21 protein-coding genes are annotated in these 22709 nt (G+C 62.5%); 18 read left to right on the top strand and 3 right to left on the bottom strand.

The window, feature by feature from the left end; all coding sequences use genetic code 11:
• The first annotated feature begins 1 nt into the window (after window position 1).
• From pcaD to ABEB22_RS08270, 5 genes are read left to right on the top strand one after another with little or no spacing between them, the layout of a single operon-like run.
• Complete coding sequence (pcaD, locus tag ABEB22_RS08290; RefSeq protein WP_406870047.1) at window positions 2-778, top strand: 3-oxoadipate enol-lactonase; 777 nt, start codon at window positions 2-4, stop codon at window positions 776-778.
• Window positions 779-780: 2 nt separating this feature from the next.
• Window positions 781-1176, top strand: a complete 396-nt coding sequence (pcaC, locus tag ABEB22_RS08285) for a 4-carboxymuconolactone decarboxylase (RefSeq protein ID WP_406870046.1) — start codon at window positions 781-783, stop codon at window positions 1174-1176.
• Complete coding sequence (pcaH, locus tag ABEB22_RS08280; RefSeq protein ID WP_406870045.1) at window positions 1173-1925, top strand: protocatechuate 3,4-dioxygenase subunit beta; 753 nt, start codon at window positions 1173-1175, stop codon at window positions 1923-1925. The genes pcaC and pcaH overlap by 4 nt, the downstream gene beginning before the upstream one ends.
• A gap of 2 nt (window positions 1926-1927) precedes the next feature.
• A complete protein-coding gene (gene pcaG / locus ABEB22_RS08275; protein ID WP_406870044.1) occupies window positions 1928-2527 on the top strand; it encodes a protocatechuate 3,4-dioxygenase subunit alpha in 600 nt (199 codons plus the stop codon).
• Window positions 2517-3593, top strand: a complete 1077-nt coding sequence (locus tag ABEB22_RS08270; protein WP_339113352.1) for a 3-carboxy-cis,cis-muconate cycloisomerase — start codon at window positions 2517-2519, stop codon at window positions 3591-3593. The genes pcaG and ABEB22_RS08270 overlap by 11 nt, the downstream gene beginning before the upstream one ends.
• A 33-nt stretch (window positions 3594-3626) precedes the next feature.
• On the opposite strand, the gene ABEB22_RS08265 is transcribed toward ABEB22_RS08270, so the two are convergent.
• Window positions 3627-4295 (bottom strand): TetR/AcrR family transcriptional regulator, encoded by a 669-nt coding sequence (locus ABEB22_RS08265; RefSeq protein ID WP_339113353.1) that lies wholly within the window; start codon window positions 4293-4295, stop codon window positions 3627-3629.
• A 138-nt stretch (window positions 4296-4433) separates the two neighbouring features.
• On the opposite strand from ABEB22_RS08265, the gene ABEB22_RS08260 reads away from it, so the two are divergent.
• The 6 genes from ABEB22_RS08260 to ABEB22_RS08235 all read left to right on the top strand — a co-directional run bounded on the left by ABEB22_RS08260 (window position 4434) and on the right by ABEB22_RS08235 (window position 11488).
• Complete coding sequence (locus tag ABEB22_RS08260; RefSeq protein ID WP_339113354.1) at window positions 4434-5306, top strand: shikimate dehydrogenase; 873 nt, start codon at window positions 4434-4436, stop codon at window positions 5304-5306.
• Between the two features lie 56 nt (window positions 5307-5362).
• The gene (gene dctP / locus ABEB22_RS08255; RefSeq protein ID WP_339113355.1) at window positions 5363-6373 is read left to right on the top strand and encodes a TRAP transporter substrate-binding protein DctP; all 1011 of its coding nucleotides are present in this window, start codon (window positions 5363-5365) and stop codon (window positions 6371-6373) included.
• Window positions 6374-6443: 70 nt separating this feature from the next.
• A complete protein-coding gene (locus ABEB22_RS08250) occupies window positions 6444-6971 on the top strand; it encodes a TRAP transporter small permease (RefSeq protein WP_406870043.1) in 528 nt (175 codons plus the stop codon).
• 1 nt (window position 6972) lies between these two features.
• A complete protein-coding gene (locus ABEB22_RS08245; RefSeq protein WP_406870042.1) occupies window positions 6973-8247 on the top strand; it encodes a TRAP transporter large permease in 1275 nt (424 codons plus the stop codon).
• Window positions 8248-8313: 66 nt separating this feature from the next.
• Window positions 8314-10215 (top strand): TIM barrel protein, encoded by a 1902-nt coding sequence (locus ABEB22_RS08240; protein WP_350935157.1) that lies wholly within the window; start codon window positions 8314-8316, stop codon window positions 10213-10215.
• Between the two features lie 124 nt (window positions 10216-10339).
• Entirely contained in the window at window positions 10340-11488 is a 1149-nt protein-coding gene (locus ABEB22_RS08235) for a trans-sulfuration enzyme family protein (RefSeq protein ID WP_406870041.1), read from the top strand.
• Here the strand turns inward: ABEB22_RS08235 and ABEB22_RS08230 are convergent, their stop codons facing one another.
• Entirely contained in the window at window positions 11489-11737 is a 249-nt protein-coding gene (locus tag ABEB22_RS08230; protein WP_339113360.1) for a hypothetical protein, read from the bottom strand. It abuts the gene before it with no gap.
• A gap of 398 nt (window positions 11738-12135) precedes the next feature.
• Between ABEB22_RS08230 and ABEB22_RS08225 the strand changes: the two genes are divergently transcribed.
• From ABEB22_RS08225 to ABEB22_RS08195, 7 genes are all read left to right on the top strand, one after another.
• Window positions 12136-13503 (top strand): CmpA/NrtA family ABC transporter substrate-binding protein, encoded by a 1368-nt coding sequence (locus tag ABEB22_RS08225; protein ID WP_339113361.1) that lies wholly within the window; start codon window positions 12136-12138, stop codon window positions 13501-13503.
• An 84-nt stretch (window positions 13504-13587) separates the two neighbouring features.
• Window positions 13588-14679 carry an ABC transporter permease gene (locus ABEB22_RS08220; protein WP_339113362.1) on the top strand — a complete coding sequence of 364 codons (1092 nt, stop codon included), beginning with the start codon at window positions 13588-13590 and terminating at the stop codon, window positions 14677-14679.
• A 5-nt stretch (window positions 14680-14684) separates the two neighbouring features.
• A complete protein-coding gene (locus ABEB22_RS08215; protein ID WP_339113363.1) occupies window positions 14685-16358 on the top strand; it encodes an ABC transporter ATP-binding protein in 1674 nt (557 codons plus the stop codon).
• Between the two features lie 6 nt (window positions 16359-16364).
• Window positions 16365-17603, top strand: a complete 1239-nt coding sequence (locus ABEB22_RS08210) for an FAD-dependent oxidoreductase (protein ID WP_350935150.1) — start codon at window positions 16365-16367, stop codon at window positions 17601-17603.
• 26 nt (window positions 17604-17629) lie between these two features.
• Window positions 17630-20275, top strand: a complete 2646-nt coding sequence (locus ABEB22_RS08205; RefSeq protein ID WP_350935148.1) for a molybdopterin-dependent oxidoreductase — start codon at window positions 17630-17632, stop codon at window positions 20273-20275.
• A gap of 103 nt (window positions 20276-20378) precedes the next feature.
• Window positions 20379-20963 (top strand): ANTAR domain-containing protein, encoded by a 585-nt coding sequence (locus ABEB22_RS08200; protein WP_339114424.1) that lies wholly within the window; start codon window positions 20379-20381, stop codon window positions 20961-20963.
• The gene (locus tag ABEB22_RS08195) at window positions 20960-22126 is read left to right on the top strand and encodes an ABC transporter substrate-binding protein (protein WP_406870040.1); all 1167 of its coding nucleotides are present in this window, start codon (window positions 20960-20962) and stop codon (window positions 22124-22126) included. The genes ABEB22_RS08200 and ABEB22_RS08195 overlap by 4 nt, the downstream gene beginning before the upstream one ends.
• 103 nt (window positions 22127-22229) lie before the next feature.
• On the opposite strand, the gene cynS is transcribed toward ABEB22_RS08195, so the two are convergent.
• Window positions 22230-22694, bottom strand: a complete 465-nt coding sequence (gene cynS / locus ABEB22_RS08190) for a cyanase (protein WP_339113367.1) — start codon at window positions 22692-22694, stop codon at window positions 22230-22232.
• Window positions 22695-22709 lie beyond the last annotated feature (15 nt).

The raw sequence follows: 22709 nt of genomic DNA, 5'->3' as shown, positions 1-22709 counted from the left end.
CATGCACAGTTTTGATCGTATGGGCCGCAAGGTCCATTACCGGCTTGACGGGCCGGAAGACGCACCCGTTCTGGTGCTGTCGAATTCTCTCGGCACCGATCTCCGGGTCTGGGACGCGTTTTTGGCGGCCCTTCCGGGCCAATGGCGTGTGCTGCGTCTGGATAAACCGGGGCACGGCCTGAGCGATGCGCCCGCAGCCGATCTGACGATTGCCGAGCTGGCCGAAGATATCGCGGCGCTCTGCGACGCCTATGGGCTAAGGGATCTCAACTTCGTGGGCCTGTCGATCGGCGGCATGATCGGCCAAGAACTGGCCGCTACCCGCCCCGATCTGATGCGCGCGCTGGTGCTGATGGATACCGCCGCCAAGATCGGCACGCCCGAGATGTGGACCACCCGCATCAACGCGATCCGCGAGAACGGGATCGTGTCGCTCGAGGCCGCGATCCTCGAGCGCTGGTTCGTGCCCGCCTTCCGCAAGACCGACCAGTTCGCGCTATGGCGCAACATGCTGATCCGCACCGATGACTTCGGCTATACCGCCTGCTGTGCGGCGATTGCGGCGGCGGACCTCACCGAGAGCACCCGCGCCCTGACCCTGCCGGTGATGGCAATGGCGGGCGATCAGGATGGCTCCACCCCGCCCGATCTGGTGCGGGCGACGGCCGCATTGTGCAATGCCGAGTTCCATCTGATCGATAATGCGGGCCACCTGCCCTGCGTCGAACACCCCAAACACACGGCCGAGCTTATCGCGGCCTTCTTCAACAGGATCTGACCATGACCGAGAAAAGCTTCCGCTATGACAAAGGCATGGAAACCCGCCGCTCCGTGCTGGGCGATGCCCATGTGGACCGCGCCGAAGCGGGCAAAACTCCGTTTGACGAGCCCTTCCAGACGCTGATCACCGAGACCGCTTGGGGCAATGTCTGGTCGTCGGATAAAATTACCAAACGCGAACGCTCGATGCTGACACTGGCGCTTCTGGCCGCCACGGGAAATTTCGAGGAGATCCCGATGCATGTGCGCGCGACCGCCAATACCGGCGCGTCGCGTGACGATATCATGGAAGCCTTCCTGCATGTCGCGGTTTACGCAGGCGTGCCGAAAGCCAACCATGCGATCAAATTGGCAAAGCAGGTCTTTGCCGAACAGGAGGAGGAAGGCAACAAATGACCCACCCGCTGGCACAGATGCAGGCCGATCAAGGCCCGCTGATCCCGCGCAACCGCGAGATCCATCCCGATCCCTATGATCCGGGCTACAAGACTTCCGTGGCGCGCTCGCCGAACCAGCCGCTTCTGTCGATGGAATCGGGCCTCTCGGAGGAAACCGGTCCGACCTTCGGCCACTCGGCTTTCGGGCAATATGATAACAACCTGATCCTCAACTGGAACCGTGGCGCCGCCCCCGCCATCGGCGAGCGGATCATGATGCATGGCCGCGTGCTGGATGAAAACGCCCGCCCGGTGCGCAACACTCTGGTCGAGATCTGGCAGGCCAATGCCGGTGGCCGCTACCGCCACAAGAAAGACGGCTATCTGGCGCCGCTCGACCCCAATTTCGGCGGCTGCGGACGCACGCTGACCGACGAGAACGGCTATTACCAGTTCCTGACCATCCGCCCCGGCGCCTATCCCTGGCCCAACCGCGGCAATGACTGGCGCCCGATGCATATCCACGTCTCGGTCTTCGGCCACAGCTTCGGCCAGCGCCTGATCACCCAGATGTATTTCGAGGGTGATCCGCTGATCAATCTCTGCCCGATCGCCAAAACGGTGAAGGACCGCGCTTCGCTCGACCGTCTCGTGGCTCCGCTCGACATGGCGCATTCGCGCCCGCTGGACTATCTTGCCTACAAGTTCGACATCGTGCTGCGCGGTCGCCGCCAGACCATGTTCGAAAACCGTATCGAGGGGATGTAATCATGGTTCAACAACTCGACACTCTTCAGGAAAGCGCCTCGCAGACCGCAGGCCCCTATGTCCATATCGGCCTGATGCCCAGCTATACAGGCAACGGCCAGATCTATGACAGCGAACTGGGCCATTCGCCCATCGAGGAGGGCGCCGAAGGCGAGATCATCGAGATCGTCGGTGAAGTCATTGACGGCACCGGCTGGACGTTGCGCGATGCGCTCATCGAGAGCTGGCAGCCCGATGCCTCCGGCAAGTTTGCAGGTCAGGAGGGCGCCGACCCCAAAGTCTCGGGCTGGTGCCGTTTTGCCGCTGATGCCGAGACCGGTGAATTCACTCTGCGCACGGTCAAACCGGGCAAGGTGGCGCTGCGGGGCGGTGGCTTTGGCGCGCCGCATATCTCGCTGTGGGTCGTTGCCCGCGGGATCAATATCGGGCTTCAGACACGGATCTATTTCGAGGATGAGGACAACTCGGAGGACCCGCTCTTGAAACGCATCGAACAGCGCCCGCGCGTCGAGACGCTGATCGCCAAAAAGGAAGCGGATGGCAAATACCGCTTCAACATCCGCCTTCAGGGCGAAGGGGAGACGGTGTTCCTTGACATCTGATCTGGTTCAAAACGGGGCGGCCGATGTGTTCGGCCACCCATGGCTCTCGGGCTCTTTTGCCGATGCCGAAGTCATGGCGCTCTGGTCTCCGGAGCGTCAGCTTGCGAATATGCTGGCTTTTGAGGCCGCCTTCAGCCGCGCTATGGGCCGGGCGGGACTGTTCGATGCCGATCTGGCCGATGAAGCCGCCAGCAGGATCGAGACTGCCACGCCCGATATGGCGGCCCTGCGCAAGGGGCAGGAAAATGACGGCGTTGTGGTGCCGGCATTGGTGGCCGAACTGAAAAAGGCTACGGGCCATGCCTCGGAGGCGGTCCATAAGGGCGCGACCTCGCAGGATGTTATCGACACCGCAATGATCCTCAGCCTGCGTGATACGTTGCGCCTGTTGCGTGCACGGCTCGAGAGGCTGCAGGACGCGATGGACACGCTGGTGCAGGTCTATGGCGCCAAGCCCCTGATGGGCCGCACCCGTATGCAGGCCGCGACCGAGATTACCGTGGCCGACCGGATCGCGCCGTGGATGATGCCGCTGGCCACCCATATCGAACGCATCGACGCGCTGATGCCGCGGGTTGCACGGGTGCAGCTGGGCGGTGCGTCTGGCGACCGTAAGGCACTGAAAGACAAGGCCGCGATGGTCTCTGCCGATATGGCACAGGCGCTGGATCTGGAAGATGCGCCACGGGCATGGCATGCGATGCGCGGCTCGGTGACCGAAGCCGCCAGTTTGATGGCGCTGATTACCGGCACTCTGGGAAAGATGGGGCAGGACATCTGCCTGATGGCCCAGCAAGGCATTGACGAGATCGCCATGTCGGGCGGCGGCGGGTCGTCGGCCATGCCGCATAAGCAGAATCCCGTTCTGCCCGAACTACTGGTGACGCTGGCACGGTTCAACGCGGTGCAGGTCTCGGCCATGCATCAGGCAATGATCCACGAACAGGAACGCTCGGGCACGGCCTGGACGCTCGAATGGATGGTGCTGCCGCAGATCGCACAGGCCACAGGCCGCGCGACGGCTGCCGCCCAGACCATCTGCGAGCGGATCAATCGTATCGGATAAGGAAAGGCCCGCCCCATCGGCGGGCCTTTTCGGTTACTTGGGCGAAGGAATCGGCGTGCCCGCCTTCAGGACCGACAGCACGATGGTGCGGATCACCTCGGCCCGCATCCAGCTCTGTCCCTCGGGGGTATAGAAATTATTCCCGAAATTTGCCGAAAACGTAATCTCGTTGGCGACATTGAACACGCTCGCCGCCGAAATCTGCCAGTGAACCCGTAGCGGATCGACATCCTCACGGAAAACACCCTGCGCGATTCCCGCCTGACAGATTCGCTCCAGAAGCAAAACCGCTGGCTTATTGGTATGCGGCATCTCGGCCATCTGGCGGATGTGGCGACCGTCATGGATATTCTCAATCATAACCAAACGCACAAAATCGGGGTTCGCCTTATGGTGGTCGAATGTGAACCCGATCAGCTTCTCCAGCGCCTCGATGGGCGGTAGGTTGTCCACATCCAAAGCACATTCGCCTTCGCGCACCTTGCGATAGGCATTCTCGAGAACCTCTTGATAAAGCGCCTCTTTATCCTTGAAGTAATAGAAGATCATCCGCTTCGATGTCTTCGTTCTCTCGGCAATATCCTGCAGCCTCGCCCGCGAGAGACCATGGCGCGCGAACTCCTCCTGCGCCGCCGCCAGAATATCGGCTTTCACAGCCTCTGGGTTCTGCTTCCAGCCACGGGGGTTTCCTCCGACACCCATAACTTTCTCCTCCCTCTTCATAACCGCCAGACTCTACAATGGACCGGCGGGTACATTCTTCTTGACGAAATTAACCCGCTGGTCCATCACTATGTCAACACGTCGGATCGGGAGTCCCGACGCGGGAGGACATTACACATGAATACCGCAATCCAGACCAAGGATACCCTGCTGGCAGGCCTGATCGGCCGCGGCATCGGCCAGTCGCGCACCCCCGCGATGCATATGGCCGAAGCAAAGGCGCAGGGCATGGTCGGTCTGTATAACAAACTTGATATGGACGACCCGCTACGCGAGGGGATGACCCTCGAGCAGATGCTGGTCGGCGCCGAGAAGGCGGGCTATGACGGGCTCAACATCACCTACCCCTACAAGCAGGAAGTGATTGCGCTTCTGGACGAGTTGTCCGAGGGCGCGCGTTCCGTAGGTGCGGTGAATACCGTGGTCTTCAAGGATGGCCGCCGCATCGGGCATAATACCGACATGACGGGTTTTGCCGCGGGCTACCGTGCCGGTCTGGGCGATGCGCCAAATGACCATGTGCTGCTGGTGGGTGCCGGTGGTGCGGGCGTGGCCGTGGCCCATGCGCTGTGCGATTGCGGTGCCAAGCGCCTGTCGATCACCGATGTGGACCCCGCGCGTGCGCAGGCTCTGGCCGCGCAGGTCGCCAAGAACCGCCCGGCGACCCAAGTTGTGGCCGTTGCCTCGACCGACGAGCTGACCGGTGCGAACCGCCCGCAGGGCATGGTCAACGCCACGCCGATGGGCATGGCCAAACTGCCGGGCATGTCGGTGCCGGAGAGCTTCCTGGGCGCCGATATGTGGGTGGCCGATATCGTCTATTTCCCGCTCGAAACCGAGCTTCTGGCCAAAGCGCGCGCAGTTGGCGCACGCGTGATGCCCGGCTCGGGAATGACTGTGGGGCAAGCCATCGATGCCTTCAAACTGTTCACCGGCCGCACCGCCGATGGTGCGCGGATGAAGGCACGGTTCGAGGAATTCGATAAGTAAAGCTTCACTCTTCAGGGAGATGAGTGGAGACCCGAACGCAATCTAGGGAGGATGACATGCGTTTCAATCTCAAAGCAACCGCGGCACTGGCCGCACTGACCATCGGTCTCGCAGGCGCGGCTCAGGCCGAAACCACCATTCGCGTGGCCCATGTGGACCCCGATGACTGGCAGACCTCGAAAAAAGGCGCTGCGGCCCAGATCTTCAAGAATATCGTCGAGGGCGAGAGCGACCTAAAGGTCGAGCTGTTCCCCGCAGGCGCCCTCGGCAACGAGGACGAACTTGTTGCACAGGCACAAGAAGGCCTGACCCAGGTGGCGATCGTCTCCGGCGCAATGTCGAAGGTCTGCCCCGCAGCCTCCGTTCTCGACATCCCCTATATCTTCTCCTCGGCCCCCGTTGCATGGGATGTGCTGGACGGCCAGTTCGGCAAGGATCTGGCAGAGCACTGCCTCGACGAGACCGGCCTGCGCACGCTGGCCTATGGCGAGACGGGTTTCCGCAACTTCACCAACAATACCCGCGAGATCAAATCTCCGGCGGATATGAAGGGCCTGAAGTTCCGTGTGCAGCCGATCCCGCTCTATCTGGAAATGGTGAAGTCGCTGGGCGGCGAGCCGACCCCGATCGCATGGACCGAACTGCCCAACGCGCTGTCCACCGGCGTGGTTGACGGTCAGGAAAACCCCGTTGGCACGATCTATAACAACGGCCTGCACAAGCTGCAGAAATACATGACCCTCGACGGCCACGTCTATGGCGCGGACTTCATCGTGATCTCGGACGAGTTCTATGAGGGCCTCTCCCCCGCCGATCAGGAAGTCGTATCGAAAGCCGCCCGTATCGCGGGCACCATGGGCCGCGCGATCCAGGAATGGTCGACCGCCGATGGCGTGAAGAAGGTGCAGGAAGAGGGCATGCAGGTCTATTCGCCGACCACCGAGGAGATCAAGGCCTTCGCCGATGCGGCGCAACCCGCCGTGATCGACTACCTGCGCGGAGAACTGGGTCCGGATGCGGAATGGATCGACCGTCTGCAGACGGCTGTAGCCGACACGCAAGAATAATCCGTTTGTAACAAGTCAGGCTGGCGCGTCCGGGCGCGCCGGCCACTGTCGTCCAGGAAGGGCCTTCCCCATGCAGACGCTGATCAATGGCGCCCGTCGCATTCTCGGCTTCCTTGCCGGTCTGTCGATGGCCCTCGTCTTCGCGATCATCTTCATCAACTCGCTACGTCGTTATCTTGTGGGGCAATCGGTCCCATGGGGCGAAGAGCTGCCGATCTACCTGACCATCTACGGGGTGATGTTCGGCCTTGCGCTGGCCTATCTGAACGACAACCATATCCGGTTCACGATCCTCGTGGACATGATCTCGCGCAAGTCCCGCGAGACCCTGTATCTCTTCGTCGATGTGATCACCTTCGTCTCGGGCCTGCTGCTGGCCTATGCAGGCCATAGCTTCGCGATGAAACGCGGCAAGCTGGCCGCTTCGGGGCTGAAATCCACCGGCAACTGGCTGGCCGAGCATACCGGCATCGACGCGCTCGTCTGGGTCGGCAAGGTCGGCACATGGCAATATGCCATCGCCATCGGGGGCGCGCTTCTGGCCGTGGCCGCCGTTCTGAAATTCATCGAGCGTCTTGGCACGCTGCGGAGCCTCTGACATGGCCTTTATCATCCTCATCGTCGGTTTGCTGATCGGGGTTCCGATTGCCGTCTCCATCATCGCCGCCCTTATGTTCTTCATGGCCACGGGCGAGGCACCCTATGCCATGCGCCTTGTGGCGACCGAAATGTTCAAGGGCATGAACTCCTTCCCGCTGCTGGCGATCCCGCTTTTCGTGCTGGCAGGCGAAGTGATGACCGAATCCGGTATCACCTCGCGTATCATCGCTTTCGCGAATGTGCTCGTAGGCCGTCTGCGCGCCGGCCTGGCGCTGGTCAATATCTGGGCCTCGGTGATCTTTGCAGGCCTGTCGGGTTCGGCTGTGGCTGATACCTCGGCGATCGGCCGCGTGTTCATCCCCGAAATGGAAAAACACGGCTATGACCGCGCCTATGCTGCCGCCCTCACCGCCGCGTCCTCGGTGATCGGCCCGATCATTCCCCCCTCGATCCCCGTCATCATCTATGCGCTGATCGTCTCCGGCGTCTCGGTGCCTGCCCTGTTCATGGCAGGCGTGGTGCCCGGCATCCTTCTGGCGATCTTCCTGTCGATCTGGGTCATGCTGACCGTGAAGATCGACAAGAACGCCCCTGCCAACGATCTGCCGCAGCAACCCGCGATGCAGGCAATCCTGCAGGGGATCCCGCCGCTCCTGATGCCGGTCTTCGTGGTGGGGTCCATCCTGCTGGGTATCGTGACGCCAACCGAAGCGGCAAGCTTTGCTGTGGCCTATGCGCTGTTCCTGGGTGTCTTCGTCTACCGCAATATCAAGATCTCCGCCCTACCCCGCATCTTCCGCGATGCGATGCGCGACAGCTCGGTCATCCTGATCATCATCGGGGCCGTCTCGGCGGCCAACTGGCTCCTTACCTATAACCGCCTGCCCAATATGCTAACGGAATGGGTGCTGGCCAATGTCGATAGCAAAACGGCCTTCCTGCTGGCGGTCATGGTCCTCTTCCTGGTGGTGGGTCTGTTCCTCGAAGGGATCGCGGCAATGCTGGTTCTGGTGCCGATCCTGCATCCGATCGCGGTGGGCCTTGGCGTCGATCCGGTCCATTTCGGGATCATCGTGATCTTCAACCTGATGATCGGCCTGATCACGCCACCGCTTGGCCTGTGTCTGTTCGTGGCCGAAGGGGTCGCCCAAGTCGGAATGGCACGGCTCATCAAGCAGATCATGCCCTTCTTCTTTGTCGAGGTACTGGTGCTTGCGATCCTCACCTTCGTGCCGCAAACGGTGACTTTCCTCCCGACCATTCTCGGTTACTAATAGGAAAAGGAGGGCTACGGCCCTCCTTTTCGCCCCTCTACGCCTCAAATTCCTCTGGAGTTATTCATGAAGACCTCGATTGCGACCGTTTCGATCTCCGGCTCTCTCACCGAAAAGCTGTCGGCCATCGCCGAAGCGGGCTATTCCGGCATCGAGATCTTCGAACAGGATTTTCTCGCATTTGACGGTGGTCCGAAAGAAGTGGGCCGGATGATCCGCGACAAAGGTCTCGAGATCACGCTGTTCCAACCCTTCCGCGATTTCGAATGTCTGCCCGAGCCCGAACGCTCCAAGGCCTTCGACCGCGCCAAACGCAAATTCGAACTGATGCGCGAGCTGGGCACCGATCTGGTGCTCTTCTGCTCGTCCTGCCATCCGCGCAGTCTGGGCGGCATCGACCGCGCCGCCGATGATTTTGCCGAGCTGGGCGTGATCGCGAAGGATATGGGCGTGCGCGTGGGCTATGAGGCGCTGGCATGGGGCCGTCATGTGAACGACCACCGTGACGCATGGGAAATCGTGCGCCGCGCGAACCATGACAATATCGGCCTGATCCTCGACAGCTTCCACACGCTGGGCCGCGGCATCGACCCCGAGAGCATCCGCTCCATCCCCGGCGACAAGATCTTCTTCGTACAGCTGGCGGATGCGCCGAAAATCGATATGGACCTGCTGTATTGGTCGCGCCATTTCCGCAATATGCCGGGCGAAGGCGATCTGGAGGTCGAACGCTTCATGCGCGCGGTCGCAGCCACCGGCTATTCGGGGGCTGTCAGCCTCGAGATCTTCAACGACCAGTTCCGTGGCGGCAATCCCCGCACCATCGCCCGCGATGGCTACCGCTCGCTGGTGGCGCTAATGGATGATGTCCGCCGCGCCGAACCCGATGTGGCGCTGGCGCCTGCGCTCGAGCCTGTGCCGATGCCGCCGCGTGTGCCCACCAAGGGCTTCGCCTTTGTCGAATTTGCCGCCCAAGGCGAGGCGCGCGATGATCTGGCCAAACTGCTGGGCACCCTTGGTTTCACCCGCATGGCCAAGCATCGCAACAAGGCGCTCGATCTGTGGCAGCTGGGAGATGTGCGCATCGTCATCAATGCCGAGACCGAGGGGCATGCCGGCAAGGCGTGGGTCGCCAATGGCACCTGTGTCTGTGATATCGGGCTGAAGGTCGGCTCTGCCGCCGATGCAGTGGCCCGCGCCACCGCACTCGGCGCGCATACATTCGAGCAGCCTATCGCTCCGGGCGAGATCCTTTTGCCCGCAATCCGCGGCCTCGGTGGTTCCGTCGTGCATTTCATCGGCGACGAGGAAGGCCATGACCGCGTCTGGGATGTCGAGTTCGAGCCGATCGCAGGGGCAAAGCCCGCGGCCCTCGGCGTGACCCGCATCGACCACCTCGCCCAGACCATGTCCTATGACGAGATGCTCAGCTGGACGCTGTTCTACTCGACGCTCTTCGACATGCAGAAATCGCCGATGGTGGATGTGATCGACCCCGACGGGCTGGTGCGCAGCCAGATTGTCGAGGCCTCCGATGGCGCGCTGCGGCTCACGTTGAACGGCGCCGAGACCCAGCGCACGCTGGCAGGCGAGTTCCTTGCCCGCAGCTTTGGTGCTTCGGTCCAGCACATCGCCTTCGAGACCGAAGACCTCTTCGCGCTCGCCGACGATCTGGCCGCGCGCGGTTTCGAGGCGCTGCCTATGTCGCCCAACTACTATGCCGATCTTGCGGCCCGTTTCGATTTCCAGCCCGAGCTGCTGGAGCGTATGAAGGCCGCCAATATCCTCTATGACCGCGACGAACGGGGCGAGTTCTTCCAGATCTTCTCCAAGCAGATGGCCGGCGGGGTGTTCTTCGAACTCGTCCAGCGCGCCACCGGCTATCGCGGCTTCGGGGGCCCGAATGCTCCGTTCCGCATTGCCGCCCAGAAACGTCTGGGCCGTATCAAGGGCATGCCCGAACGCTAAGACCTTTCCTCCCGGAAAGCGGCCCCGCCTTCTTCCTCCTCAGTCTCGGGCGGGGCCGACATGGAGAGGCTTGACGATTGTCCGGCGTCAGGGCTTGGTGTGGGGTCTAACCAATGAGGCCCCTATGCGCGACGCAACCCGCACCGTCCACCATCCCGCGATTGATGACAGCGGCTATGCCTCGCTCAGCCCTGCCACACAGCGCGCATCGACCATCGTCTTCGAGACCGCGCAGGACTATACCAACCGCACAAAGCGCGATCTGGATGGCTATTCCTACGGGTTGCACGGCACCCCCACCCAGCGCATCCTGCAGGCGCAGCTGGCTGCGCTGGAGGGGGCCGCGTATTGCGCGATCCTGCCCTCGGGACAGGCGGCGATTGCCGTGGTGTTTCTGGCCTGCCTGCAACCGGGCGATCATGTGCTTATCGCCGAGGCCGCCTATCCCCCCGTGGCGGGCCTGTGCCGTAATTTTCTGGCGCCGCGCGGGGTGACATGGTCCAGCTATCCGCCACGCATCGGTGCGGGGATCGCCGCCCATATCCGCCCCGAGACAAGGTTGATCTGGATGGAGAGCCCCGGCTCGACGACGATGGAACTGGAAGACATTCCCGCGATCACAGCGGTGGCCCGCGCGAAGGGCATCCAGACCGGCATCGACAATACATGGGCCACGCCCCTGCTCTTCAAACCGCTGGCGCATGGGGTGGATTTCTCGATGCAGGCGCTGACCAAATATGCGGGCGGGCATTCCGACCTGCTGATGGGGTCGGTGGCGGTACGCGAACGTGCCCAATATCAGGCCCTGCGCGATGTGATGCGAATGCTGGGCTATCATACCGCGCCCGATGCGGTCTCGCTGGTGCTGCGCGGGCTGGAGACGATGGCGGTGCGGCTCGCACATGCGGGCCGTGTGGCAACCGAACTGGCGCGCGAGATCGAAAGCAGCCATGATTATCCGGTGCTCTGCCCTGCCCTCCCCTCGCATCCCGACCACGCCCTCTGGGCGCGCGATTTCCGCGCCGGATCAGGGCTGTTCTCGGTGGTGCTGACCGCGGAGCAGGCAGCTCACCTTCCCCGTGCACTCGATACGCTGGAGGTTTTCGCGATCGGCGCCTCTTGGGGCGGCACGCGCAGCCTGATCGCACCGATGAGCGTCGACGGGCGCACTCCTCCCGACCCACGGCTCTATCTGCGGCTGTCGATCGGCATGGAGGACCCTGCCGATCTGCGCGAGGATCTGGTGCGGTTCTTTGCGGCGCTGGCGCCCTGATCAGCCGTCGCAGGCGCAGCCCGCTCCTTTATGGCACTGTTTGGAACGGCTGATACAGCTATTCCCGCAGGCCTTACCAGCATGACACGTCTTGCAGCAGGCGGCATAGACCTCCCCCTTGTGCCCGCCGAAGACCTCCAGCCGGTCGAGGAAGGTTTTTGCCGCAGCCGAAGGCACTGGCAGGGAGGCCTCCTGCGCGGCCCCCACAAACGGAATCACACACATTGCCAGAACGATCGAGAACCGCATTTTACCCTATCCATTCGTCGAAACAGCAACCGAGCTATGTCGTGGCACCGTCCGAAAAGGAAGCAGGCCCATCAAATTCGACAGGATTTTTCTCCGCACGCCATTTGCAAAGCGCCATTTTTTTGAACGATTGGTGTCGATCTGCATGAAAATCTGATCTGTATGGCGATTTTTTAGAAAATTCGTTCCTAGCTGCTAAGATTTCCTCCCCGCGCAGCCCGCGAATCTGTCACAAAGAACGTGTCGCCCGGCAATGGCGCCGCGACACAGAATTTCGTCCCGCTGACTGGGACTATGAGCAAAGCCGCTCGATGATACTGGCCCGAAACATGGCCTGGTCATCGGCGGCTTTTTTTATTTTTCGGCTTTGCTGCATGGCAGCCCGCAAAGGAAGTGACATGAAGAAAATTCTCCTCGGCCTCGCCGCCAGCACCCTTCTTGCAAGCCCGACTTTTGCAGAAATGCTGGATCTCGAAAAAGACCAGCTGACCTTCGGCTTCATCAAGCTGACCGATATGGCACCGCTCGCCGTGGCCTATGAAAAGGGCTATTTCGATGATGAGGGCCTCTTTGTCACCCTTGAGGCGCAGGCCAACTGGAAAGTGCTGCTAGATGGCGTGATCTCCGGCACGCTCGACGGGGCGCATATGCTGGCGGGCCAGCCGATCGCCGCGACCATCGGCTATGGCACCAAAGCCCATATCGTCACCCCCTTCTCGATGGATCTCAACGGCAACGGCATCACCGTCTCGAACGAGGTCTGGAACGAGATGAAGGCCAATCTGCCGAAAGACGCGGATGGCAAGATCAAGCACCCGATCTCCGCCGAGGCGCTCAAGCCGGTGGTTGAAAAATACAAAGCCGCAGGCAAGCCCTTCAACATGGGCATGGTCTTCCCCGTCTCGACCCATAACTACGAGCTGCGCTACTGGCTGGCGGCTGGTGGCCTGAACCCGGGCTATTACTCGCCCGAAGACGTGAAGGGCCAGATCGACGCGGATGTCTTCCTGTCCGTTACCCCGCCGCCGCAAATGCCCGCGACCCTCGAGGCAGGCACCATCTCGGGCTATTGCGTGGGCGAGCCGTGGAACCAGCAGGCCGTGTTTAAGGGCATCGGCGTGCCGGTCGTTACCGATTACGAGATCTGGAAGAACAACCCCGAGAAGGTCTTCGGCCTGACCGCCGAGTTCATCGACCAGAACCCCAACACGACGATCGCCATCACCAAGGCGCTGATCCGCGCCGCGATCTGGCTCGACGAGAACGACAACGCCAACCGTCCCGAGGCCGTGGAAATCCTCTCGCGCCCCGAATATGTCGGCGCCGATGCAGAGGTCATCGCCAACTCGATGACCGGCACCTTCGAGTATGAGAAGGGCGACAAGCGCGACGTCCCCGATTTCAACACCTTCTTCCGCCACAACGCGACCTATCCCTTCTATTCGGACGCGGTATGGTATCTGACGCAGATGCGCCGCTGGGGCCAGATCCCCGAAGCCCATCCCGACACCTGGTATGACGAGGTCGCGAAATCGGTCTACAAGCCCGAGATCTACCTGAAAGCCGCCCGTATGCTGGTCGAGGAAGGCAAAGCCAGCGAGGCCGACTTCCCCTGGGATAGCGACGGCTACAAGGCGCCGACCCCTGCTGCGGATGTCATCGACGGCATCGGCTATGACGGCAAACAGCCCAACGCCTATATCGACAGCCTGCCCATCGGCCTGAAAGACGCACAGACCGTCGAAGGCGCCGAAGTCAAAGGCTAAGCGCACCGTCCGGCGGCCAGCCCGCCGGACATTCCCCCCATTCCTCCGGCATCCAGACGCCATATCGCCCCAAAGGATCCGATCATGACCGCCATCGACCCGCAATCGCTTGAAACGACCGATACCAAGGCCCGCGAAGAACGCCGCGCCCGCATGTTCACCCGCATCAACCGCGCCGATGGCTGGTTCAAGGTGCTGGGTCTGGCCTGGATCACCCCGATCCTGAAAATCATGGCAGGCGACAACCCCCGCACCCAGGGGCGCGAGATCTGGAAGCTTCTGGGCGTGCCGGTTCTGGCCATCGTGGCCTTCCTCGTGGCTTGGGGCACGCTGGCGCCCAAAGTGCAGACCTCGCTCGGTGCGATCCCCGGCCCTGTGGCCGTCTGGGGCGAGGCTGTGGCGCTGAATGACGACGCCATCGCCAAGGCCGAGAAACGCGACAGCCATTACGCGCGCGTCGAGGCCCGCAACGAGAAACTGATTGCGGCCGGCAAGGCCGATCAGGTCAGGGACATCCCCTATACCGGCGCGCCCTCCTATTACGACCAGATCTGGACCTCGATCAAAACCGTGTTCTTCGGCTTCCTGATCGGCTCGGCCATCGCCATTCCGCTGGGCATCTTCGCCGGCCTCTCGCCCTATGCCAATGCGGCCATCAACCCGCTGGTGCAGATCTTCAAGCCGGTCTCGCCGCTGGCATGGCTGCCGATTGTGACCATGGTCGTCTCGGCGCTCTATGCCACCAATGACGGGCTGTTTGCCAAATCCTTCCTCGTGTCGGCCATCACCGTGACGCTCTGCTCGCTCTGGCCCACACTGATCAACACGGCCCTCGGTGTGGCCTCCATCGACAAGGACCTGATCTCGGTCTCCAAGGTTCTGAAAATGAACACCTATACCAAGATCACCAAGCTGGTTCTGCCCTCCGCCCTGCCGCTGATCTTCACCGGTCTGCGTCTGTCCCTGGGTGTGGGCTGGATGGTGCTGATCGCCGCCGAGATGCTGGCGCAGAACCCCGGTCTTGGCAAATTCGTCTGGGACGAGTTCCAGAACGGCTCCTCGCAATCGCTGGCCCGGATCATCGTCGCAGTTCTCACCATCGGCATCATCGGCTTCCTGCTTGATCGCGTGATGTTCGCTCTGCAGTCGCTCTTCACCTTCTCGAACAACCGGTGAGCGCCATGGGTATCATTGACTTCCAGAACGTCTCGAAAAGCCATGGCGACGGCACCAACGCCACCCATGTCCTGCGCAATATCAACCTGAGTGTCGAAGAGGGCGAGTTCCTCGTGCTCCTCGGCTTCTCCGGCACCGGCAAGACCACCCTGATCAATCTGATGGCGGGGCTTGATACGCCCACCCGCGGTCAGGTCACCTTCCGCGGCCAGAAAATCACCGGCCCTGGCCCCGAGCGTGGCGTGATCTTCCAGAACTACTCGCTGATGCCCTGGCTGACGGTGGATGGCAATGTGCGCCTTGCGGTGGATGCTGTCTTCCCGAACCTGACGCAGGACCAGAAAAAGGCCAAGGTCGACCATTTCATCAAGATGGTGGGGCTCTCGCATGCCAAAACCCGCCGCCCTGCCGAGCTGTCGGGGGGCATGCGCCAGCGGGTGAACGTGGCCCGTGCGCTCGCCATGAACCCCGAGGTGCTGCTTCTTGACGAGCCGCTCTCGGCGCTTGATGCGCTGACCCGCGCCAATCTGGCCGACGAGATCGAACAGATCTGGGATGCCGACAAGAAGACCTGCGTGCTGATCACCAATGATGTGGACGAGGCAATCCTGCTGGCCGACCGGATCATCGCGCTCAATCCCGATGGCACTTTGGGCGAGGAGTTCCGCGTCGAGATCCCGCGTCCGCGTGACCGGACCGAGATGAACCATGACGAAGGCTTCCATGCCCTGCGCGCGCGCGTCACCAAATATCTGATGGATGCGGGGATCGAGGCGGCGGCTGCCGGCACCCGCAGCCTGCCCAATGTCACCCCGATTCACGCGCTGCCCAAAGCCTATGAAGAGGCAGGCCGCAGCCTGAATGACGAGAAATACCTGCAATTCTCGCAGCTCCACAAAATCTACCCCACACCGAAAGGCCCGCTGACCGTGGTCGAGGATTTCAATCTCGATGTGCAGAAGGGCGAGTTCATCAGCCTCATCGGCCATTCGGGCTGCGGCAAATCCACCGTGCTGACGATGTGCGCGGGGCTCAACGGCATCTCGAAGGGCGCGATCAAGCTCGACGGTATCCATGTCGAGGGCGCCGACCCCGAGCGTGCAGTGGTATTCCAGTCGCCCAACCTCTTCCCCTGGCTGACCGCCAAGGAGAACGTGGCGATCGGTGTGGACAAGGTCTATCCCAATGCCAGCCGCGCCGAGCGTCAGGATGTGGTGGAATATTATCTCGAGCGCGTGGGCCTCGCCGATGCGATGGACAAATCCGCCTCCGATATGTCGAACGGCATGAAGCAGCGTGTGGGGATTGCGCGCGCCTTCGCCCTCTCGCCCAAGCTGCTGCTGCTCGATGAGCCCTTCGGTATGCTCGACAGCCTCACCCGCTGGGAGCTGCAGGAGGTGCTGATGGAGGTCTGGTCGCGCACCAAGGTCACTGCGATCTGCGTCACCCATGATGTGGACGAGGCGATCCTGCTGGCCGACCGCGTGGTGATGATGACCAATGGCCCGCAGGCGACCATCGGCAAGATCACCGATGTGAAACTGCCGCGCCCGCGCACCCGCAAGGCGCTGCTCGATCACCGCGACTACTATCACTACCGTCAGGAAGTGCTCGATTTCCTCGAGGAATACGAGCATGGCGCAAAGCCCAAGCGCCCCGCAAAGATCGCGGCGGAGTAAGGGCCGATGAAAACGCGTCTGGTCGTTATCGGTGCGGGAATGGCCTCGGGGCGGATGCTGGAGCATCTGGTGAACACCGCCCCTGACGCCTTCGAGATTACCCTGTTCAACGCGGAAGACCGCGGCAATTACAACCGGCTGATGCTCTCCCCCGTTCTGGCGGGCGAGAAAACCTACGAAGAGATCGTGACCCATGATGCCGAGTGGTATGCGCGCCACGGGATCACCCCCCGCTTCGGCGAGCGTGTCACCTCGATCGACCGCACGTCGAAGACTGTCATGGGCGAGCACGGCCCAGTGCCCTATGACAGGCTGGTGATCGCGACGGGGTCCAACCCCTTCGTGATCCCCATGCCCGGCCATGATCTCCCCGGCGTCATCTCGTGGCGTGACTGGGACGATACGCAAGTCATGATCGGCCAGAAAAAAGGCACCCGCGCCATTGTCATCGGTGGCGGAGTGCTGGGGCTGGAAGCTGCGGCCGGAATGGCCGCGCGGGGTATGGATGTGACCGTGATCCATATTGCAGGCCATCTGATGGAGCGCCAGCTCGACCCGGCAGCGGGGGCAATGCTGGCCCGCACGCTGGAGGCGCGGGGTCTAAAGATCCGCTGCAATACGGCCTCGGAAGAGATCGTGGCAGGCCCCGATGGCCGCGTGGCGGGGCTGCGTCTCAAGGATGGCACCCTCCTGCCCTGTGATCTGCTGGTGATGGCGGTGGGCATCCGCCCCGCTACGGCGCTGGCGCAGGCCGCAGGGCTCGCGGTCGGCCGCGGGATCACCGTGGATGACCATCTGCGCAGCTCGGATCCGAGCATTTTCGCGCTTGGCGAATGTATCGAGCTGAATGGTGCGCTATTCGGGCTGGTCGCGCCTCTTTACGATCAGGCCGAGGTTCTGGCCGCCAATCTGATGGGCGGCGATACACGCTACATCCCGAAAGAGACCTCGACCAAGCTGAAGGTCACCGGGTGCGATCTCTTCTCGGCGGGCTGTTTTGCCGATGGGCCGGACCGCGAGGAAATCCTGCTCAGCGCGCCGGAAGACGGGATCTACAAGCGCCTCGTCATCGCGGGCGAGAAACTCGTCGGCGCGGTGATATATGGCGATACCGAACATGGCGGTTTCTATTACGGACTGATCCGTGACGGGGCCGATATATCGGATCTGCGCGAAGCGCTGATCTTCGGGCCGGTTTCGGCCAATGCCACAGCCCAGCCAAGCCGGTGCTCGCTCGCCGGTTAAGCCCCTCCTTAAGAAGGATCAAGGTCATGAAAGACACCCATCTGTCCCTGAATGACACCCCTTGGACCCGCTCGACCTGCGCCTATTGCGGCGTGGGCTGCGGCGTGCTGTTGCGCAATACGGCCCTCGGCCTCGAGGTGAAGGGCGATCCCGACCATCCGGCCAATAAGGGGCGGCTGTGCTCCAAAGGCTCGGCGCTTGCCGAGACGGTCGGGCTCGAGGGCCGCTTGCTCGCGCCCGAGATCCATGGCCGCCCCGCCGACTGGGATCAGGCGCTGGATCTGGTGGCGACCCGTTTCAAGGAGACCATCGCCGCACATGGGCCGGATTCGGTGGCCTTCTATGTCTCGGGGCAGCTCCTGACCGAGGATTATTACCTTGTGAACAAACTCGCCAAGGGCTTTATCGGCACCGCCAATATCGACACGAATTCAAGGCTCTGCATGGCCTCAACCGTGGCGGGTCATAAACGCGCCTTCGGCACCGATACCGTGCCCGGCACCTATGACGACTTGGAAGAGGCCGATCTGATCGTGCTGACGGGCTCGAACCTCGCCTGGTGCCATCCGGTCCTCTACCAGCGCATCATGGCCGCCAAAGCCGCGCGCCCCGAGATGAAGATCATCGTGATCGACCCGCGCCGCACCGCGAGCTGCGATCAGGCCGAACTGCATCTGGCGCTCAAGCCCGGCACCGATGTGGCGCTCTTCAACTCGCTTCTCGCCGAGATCGCCCGGCGCGGTGCGGTCGACCCCAAATTCGAGCCCCATATCGCCGGGCTCGACGAGGCGGTGGGCAATGCCGAGATGGACGACCCCGCCGTCACCGGCCTTTCGCCCGAGGAAATCGCGCGTTTCCATGATCTGTGGATCGGCACGCAGAAGGTGGTCACCATCTTCAGCCAGGGCGTGAACCAGTCCTCGGCGGGCGCCGATAAAGTGAATGCGATCCTCAACTGCCATCTGGCCACGGGCCGTATCGGCCTGCCGGGTTGTGGCCCGTTCTCCGTCACGGGCCAACCCAATGCGATGGGCGGGCGCGAGGTGGGCGGGCTTGCCAATATGCTCGCCTGCCATCTGGATCTGGAGAATGCCGACCATCGCGCGGCGGTGCGCAGCTTCTGGGATGCGCCCGAAATGCCGGTCGCGGCAGGTCTGAAGGCCGTGGATATGTTCCGCGCGATCGGCGAGGGCAAGATTAAGGCGGTCTGGATCATCCATACCAATCCGGTGGTCTCGATGCCCGATGCCGACCGCGTGGCCGAGGCGCTGAAAGGCTGTGACTTTGTGGTCGTGTCCGATGTGACCCGTGCCACCGATACCGCGCGTCTGGCACATGTGCTTCTGCCCGCCGCCGGCTGGGGCGAAAAGAACGGCACCGTCACCAATTCGGACCGCACGATCTCGCGCCAGCGCCCTGCCCTGCCGATCCCCGGCGAGGCCCGCGAGGACTGGCGTCAGATCGCCGAAGTGGGCCGGCGAATGGGTTGGCCCCGCGCTTTCGATTACGAGCACCCAGCCGAAATCTTCCGCGAATATGCCGCGCTCTCGCATGTGGCCGCCCGCTTTGGCCGCGATTTCGATATCTCCGGCTTCGAGAGCCTTTCCCAAAGCGATTACGACGCGCTCGAACCCACCCGCTGGCCGGTGAGTGCCACCCGTCAGGGCGGCCGCTTCTTTGCCGATGGCACGTTCTTCACCCCCGATGGCCGCGCCCGTGCTTTGGCCGTGACCTATCGCGCACCGGCTGCGAAAACCGAGAAACGCTATCCACTGCGGCTCAATACGGGCCGTATCCGCGACCAGTGGCATACGATGACACGCACCGGCAAGACCGCGCGGCTCTCGGCGCATCTGGGCGAACCCTTTGTGGAGATCCATCCCGAGGACGCCGCGGCCAAGGGCATCAAACCGGCTGATCTGGTGCGGCTGACCTCACCCACCGGTCAGGGCATCTTCCGTGCGCTGATCACCGAGGCCACCCGCAAGGGCGATGTCTTTGCGCCGATCCACTGGACGGGCGAGACCGCGCCCTCGGCCCGTGTGGATGCGCTGGTGGCCTCGGTCACCGACCCCGTCTCGGGCCAACCCGAAAGCAAGGCCGCCGTGGTCCGGGCCGATCGGTTCGAGGCGGACTGGTATGGTTTCGCGATCTCGCAGAAACCGATGCGCGCAGAGTGCGACTATCAGGCCTATGCGCCCACACAGGCAGGTTATCGCGCCGAACTCGCCGGATCGCGCCGCCCCGCCGATTGGGAAGCATGGGCGCGCGCGCTGTTCGGGCTGCCCGAGGGTCCGGTCCAGATCCTGCGCGACGAGGCGCGTGGCATGATCCGTATGGCCTTCCATCAGAATGGCGTGCTGCAAGCGGCGCTCTTTGTCTCGCGCGAGCCGGTGGCGGTCATGCGCGATTATCTGACCACCCTGCCCGGCCAATCCGCCCCTCAGGCACTCTCGGGCCGCGCTCCCGAAGACCGTCCCGATCCGGGTCCGATCATCTGTGCCTGCTTCAATGTCGGCATGAACACGATCCTCGAGGCGATCACCTCGCAAAATCTGATGAGCGTCGAGGCGATCGGGGCCGCGCTGCAGGCCGGCACCAATTGCGGGTCGTGCCGCTCCGAGCTGGCAGGGCTGCTCGCAAAAGCCGAAATCCCCAAGCTAAGAGCCTGAAACGCCTCTTATTTCACCAGTAATACCGGCGGGTTTCCGAACCCGCCCGCAGTTTTTCCACGCAGTTCTTGCGCCTATGCCGAAACTGGCACAGATTGCCTTCATGAAAGCCGAGCTCTCCATTCTTCTGGTCGAATCCGACCGCGATCGCGCGATGCAGATCGTCGATCTTCTCTCGCAGGACACGTCCGTGAAAATCGCGGTCATCTCCGAATCCGCGGGGCTTGCGCGCCATATTGCGGAGCGCAATCCCGATGTGGTGCTGATCAACCTCTCGAGCCCCTCGCGCGATATTCTCGAGGATCTCGCAGCGACCTCCGGCCCGCTGGAGCGCCCCGTTGCGATATTTGTCGACAAATCCGACGATAGCCTGACGCGCGCCGCCATCGAGGCGGGCGTTTCGGCCTATGTGGTCGACGGGCTACAAGCGCATCGCGTGCGCCCCGTGCTCGATGCGGCGATCACGCGGTTCAATATGTTCAATCGCATGCGGACCGAACTGGAGACCACCAAGCGCGCGCTCGAGGAGCGCAAGCTGATCGACCGCGCCAAGGGTATCCTGATGAAGGCGCGCGGCATCTCGGAGGACGAGGCCTATGCCCTCCTGCGCAAAACGGCGATGGATCGCGGGCGCAAGGTCTCCGAAGTGGCCGAGGCGCTGGTGACGACGGCGGGGCTTCTGGCATGATACAGACCATTAAGGCGGGATTCTTGCCGCTGACCGATGCCGCACCGCTGATCGTCGCCCGCGAGATGGGGTTTGCCGCGGAGGAAGGGCTCGATCTGGATCTCGTAAAACTGCCCTCTTGGTCGGTGATGCGCGACTATCTGATGCTGGGGCTGATCGACACCGCCCACCTTCTGTCACCGGTGCCGGTGGCCAAGGCGCTGGGGCTCAGTGGGCCCGAAGGCCGGATCGAGGCGATTGCCGCGATGAATACCGGCGGCAATGTGATCGGCGTGAGCAATGTTATCGCCGAACAGATGCGGGCGGGCGGCCATGGTTTCGATTTCCGCGATGCGCGCATGGCGGGCGAGACCCTTCTGGCACTCGGTAAGCCTTTGCGCGTGGGTGTGCCCTTCCCCTTCTCTATGCATGCCGAGCTTCTCTATTACTGGCTCGAGAGCTGCGGGCTGAGCGATCCTGCGATGCTCGCGGTCAATACCGTGCCGCCGCCATTGATGGCCGATGCGCTGGCCGCAGGCGAGATCGACGCGTTCTGCGTGGGCGAGCCATGGGGCTCGCTGTCGGTGGAGAATGGCGTCGGAACGCTTCTGCTGCCCACTAGCGCCATCCGGCGATCGGCCATCGAAAAGGTGCTGGCCGTGCGCGGGGGCTGGGCCGACGACAACCCCGAGCTGTCGGGCAAGCTGTTGCGCGCGCTCTGGCGGGCGGGCACATGGCTCGACCGTCCGCGCAAACGCGCTACCGCCGCCGAGATTATGGCGCGCCCCGATTATCTGGATCTGCCCGTCAACCTGATCGAACGCGGGCTCAATGGCAGCTTCTTCATCTCGGGCGGGGGCGAGATCCGGCAGGATCCGCATTTCCTGACATTCCAGGAGGGGGCCGTGGGCTTCCCGTGGCGCTCGCAGGCGGGCTGGATCGCGATGCGGATCGCACGCCGTCTGGGGCTGGACGAGGCGGAGGCCATCAGGACCGGCAAGGCCTGTTTCCGCACCGATATCTATCGCCGCCACCTGCGCGATCTGGGGGCGGATCTGCCCGGCGCATCGGAAAAGCTCGAAGGCGCGATCTCGCAACCCACCGCCGTCCCCTCCGAGAGGGGCCGCGTAATTCTGTCGCCCGACCATTTCTTCGACGGGCAGGTCTTCGACCCCGAACCTTGAAGCCAGACCCTGAGCCAGAGACAGAAAAATGCCCGGAGCTTGCTCCGGGCCCAGTCAGAGGTAAACTCTCGGGAAATCTGGCCGGATGGGTCCGGCAGGTGGCTCACCAGCAGTTATATTGCAGGTATTTGCCCGACATCTCGATCCTTACACGGTCGCCTTTCTCGCTCGGAACCCTGTCGATCTTCATATCGAAGTCGATGGCCGACATAATGCCATCGCCGAATTTCTCGTGGATAAGCGCCTTCACCGTCGGGCCATAGACGCCCACGATTTCATAGAGCCGGTAGATGCAGGGGTCGGTCGGAACGGCCTGATCCCAGATCTTGGTGGGGCTTTCGGTCAGCGCATCAATGGCCTCGGCTGGCAGGTCCAGAAGCGCCATCAGCTCACGCGCCTTGGGCTCGGGGAAAGCATTCATGCCCATCGCCGCCGAATGGGTCCAGACGGGTGACATGGAGATCGCCTCGGCGATGCCTTCCCAGGTCAAACCCTTGCGCTTCTTGGCCTGCAAGATCAGCGCGGTCGCGTCTTCCTTGGTCAGGCTCTCGGTCATCAGATCTTTCATCTCACTCTCCCTGAT

This window comes from Thioclava sp. 'Guangxiensis' (assembly GCF_045348365.1).
GTDB lineage: Bacteria > Pseudomonadota > Alphaproteobacteria > Rhodobacterales > Rhodobacteraceae > Thioclava > Thioclava kandeliae.
The sequence above is the reverse complement of the archived record's forward strand: the minus strand, read 5'-3'. Positions and strand labels throughout refer to the sequence as shown.

Coding starts and splice junctions, on each gene's coding strand:
- pcaD (WP_406870047.1), top strand. CDS start 2: ATGCACAGTTTTGATCGTATGGGCCGCAAGGTCCATTACCGGCTTGAC.
- pcaC (WP_406870046.1), top strand. CDS start 781: ATGACCGAGAAAAGCTTCCGCTATGACAAAGGCATGGAAACCCGCCGC.
- pcaH (WP_406870045.1), top strand. CDS start 1,173: ATGACCCACCCGCTGGCACAGATGCAGGCCGATCAAGGCCCGCTGATC.
- pcaG (WP_406870044.1), top strand. CDS start 1,928: ATGGTTCAACAACTCGACACTCTTCAGGAAAGCGCCTCGCAGACCGCA.
- ABEB22_RS08265 (WP_339113353.1), bottom strand. CDS start 4,295: ATGGGTGTCGGAGGAAACCCCCGTGGCTGGAAGCAGAACCCAGAGGCT.
- ABEB22_RS08260 (WP_339113354.1), top strand. CDS start 4,434: ATGAATACCGCAATCCAGACCAAGGATACCCTGCTGGCAGGCCTGATC.
- dctP (WP_339113355.1), top strand. CDS start 5,363: ATGCGTTTCAATCTCAAAGCAACCGCGGCACTGGCCGCACTGACCATC.
- ABEB22_RS08250 (WP_406870043.1), top strand. CDS start 6,444: ATGCAGACGCTGATCAATGGCGCCCGTCGCATTCTCGGCTTCCTTGCC.
- ABEB22_RS08245 (WP_406870042.1), top strand. CDS start 6,973: ATGGCCTTTATCATCCTCATCGTCGGTTTGCTGATCGGGGTTCCGATT.
- ABEB22_RS08240 (WP_350935157.1), top strand. CDS start 8,314: ATGAAGACCTCGATTGCGACCGTTTCGATCTCCGGCTCTCTCACCGAA.
- ABEB22_RS08235 (WP_406870041.1), top strand. CDS start 10,340: ATGCGCGACGCAACCCGCACCGTCCACCATCCCGCGATTGATGACAGC.
- ABEB22_RS08230 (WP_339113360.1), bottom strand. CDS start 11,737: ATGCGGTTCTCGATCGTTCTGGCAATGTGTGTGATTCCGTTTGTGGGG.
- ABEB22_RS08225 (WP_339113361.1), top strand. CDS start 12,136: ATGAAGAAAATTCTCCTCGGCCTCGCCGCCAGCACCCTTCTTGCAAGC.
- ABEB22_RS08220 (WP_339113362.1), top strand. CDS start 13,588: ATGACCGCCATCGACCCGCAATCGCTTGAAACGACCGATACCAAGGCC.
- ABEB22_RS08215 (WP_339113363.1), top strand. CDS start 14,685: ATGGGTATCATTGACTTCCAGAACGTCTCGAAAAGCCATGGCGACGGC.
- ABEB22_RS08210 (WP_350935150.1), top strand. CDS start 16,365: ATGAAAACGCGTCTGGTCGTTATCGGTGCGGGAATGGCCTCGGGGCGG.
- ABEB22_RS08205 (WP_350935148.1), top strand. CDS start 17,630: ATGAAAGACACCCATCTGTCCCTGAATGACACCCCTTGGACCCGCTCG.
- ABEB22_RS08200 (WP_339114424.1), top strand. CDS start 20,379: ATGAAAGCCGAGCTCTCCATTCTTCTGGTCGAATCCGACCGCGATCGC.
- ABEB22_RS08195 (WP_406870040.1), top strand. CDS start 20,960: ATGATACAGACCATTAAGGCGGGATTCTTGCCGCTGACCGATGCCGCA.
- cynS (WP_339113367.1), bottom strand. CDS start 22,694: ATGAAAGATCTGATGACCGAGAGCCTGACCAAGGAAGACGCGACCGCG.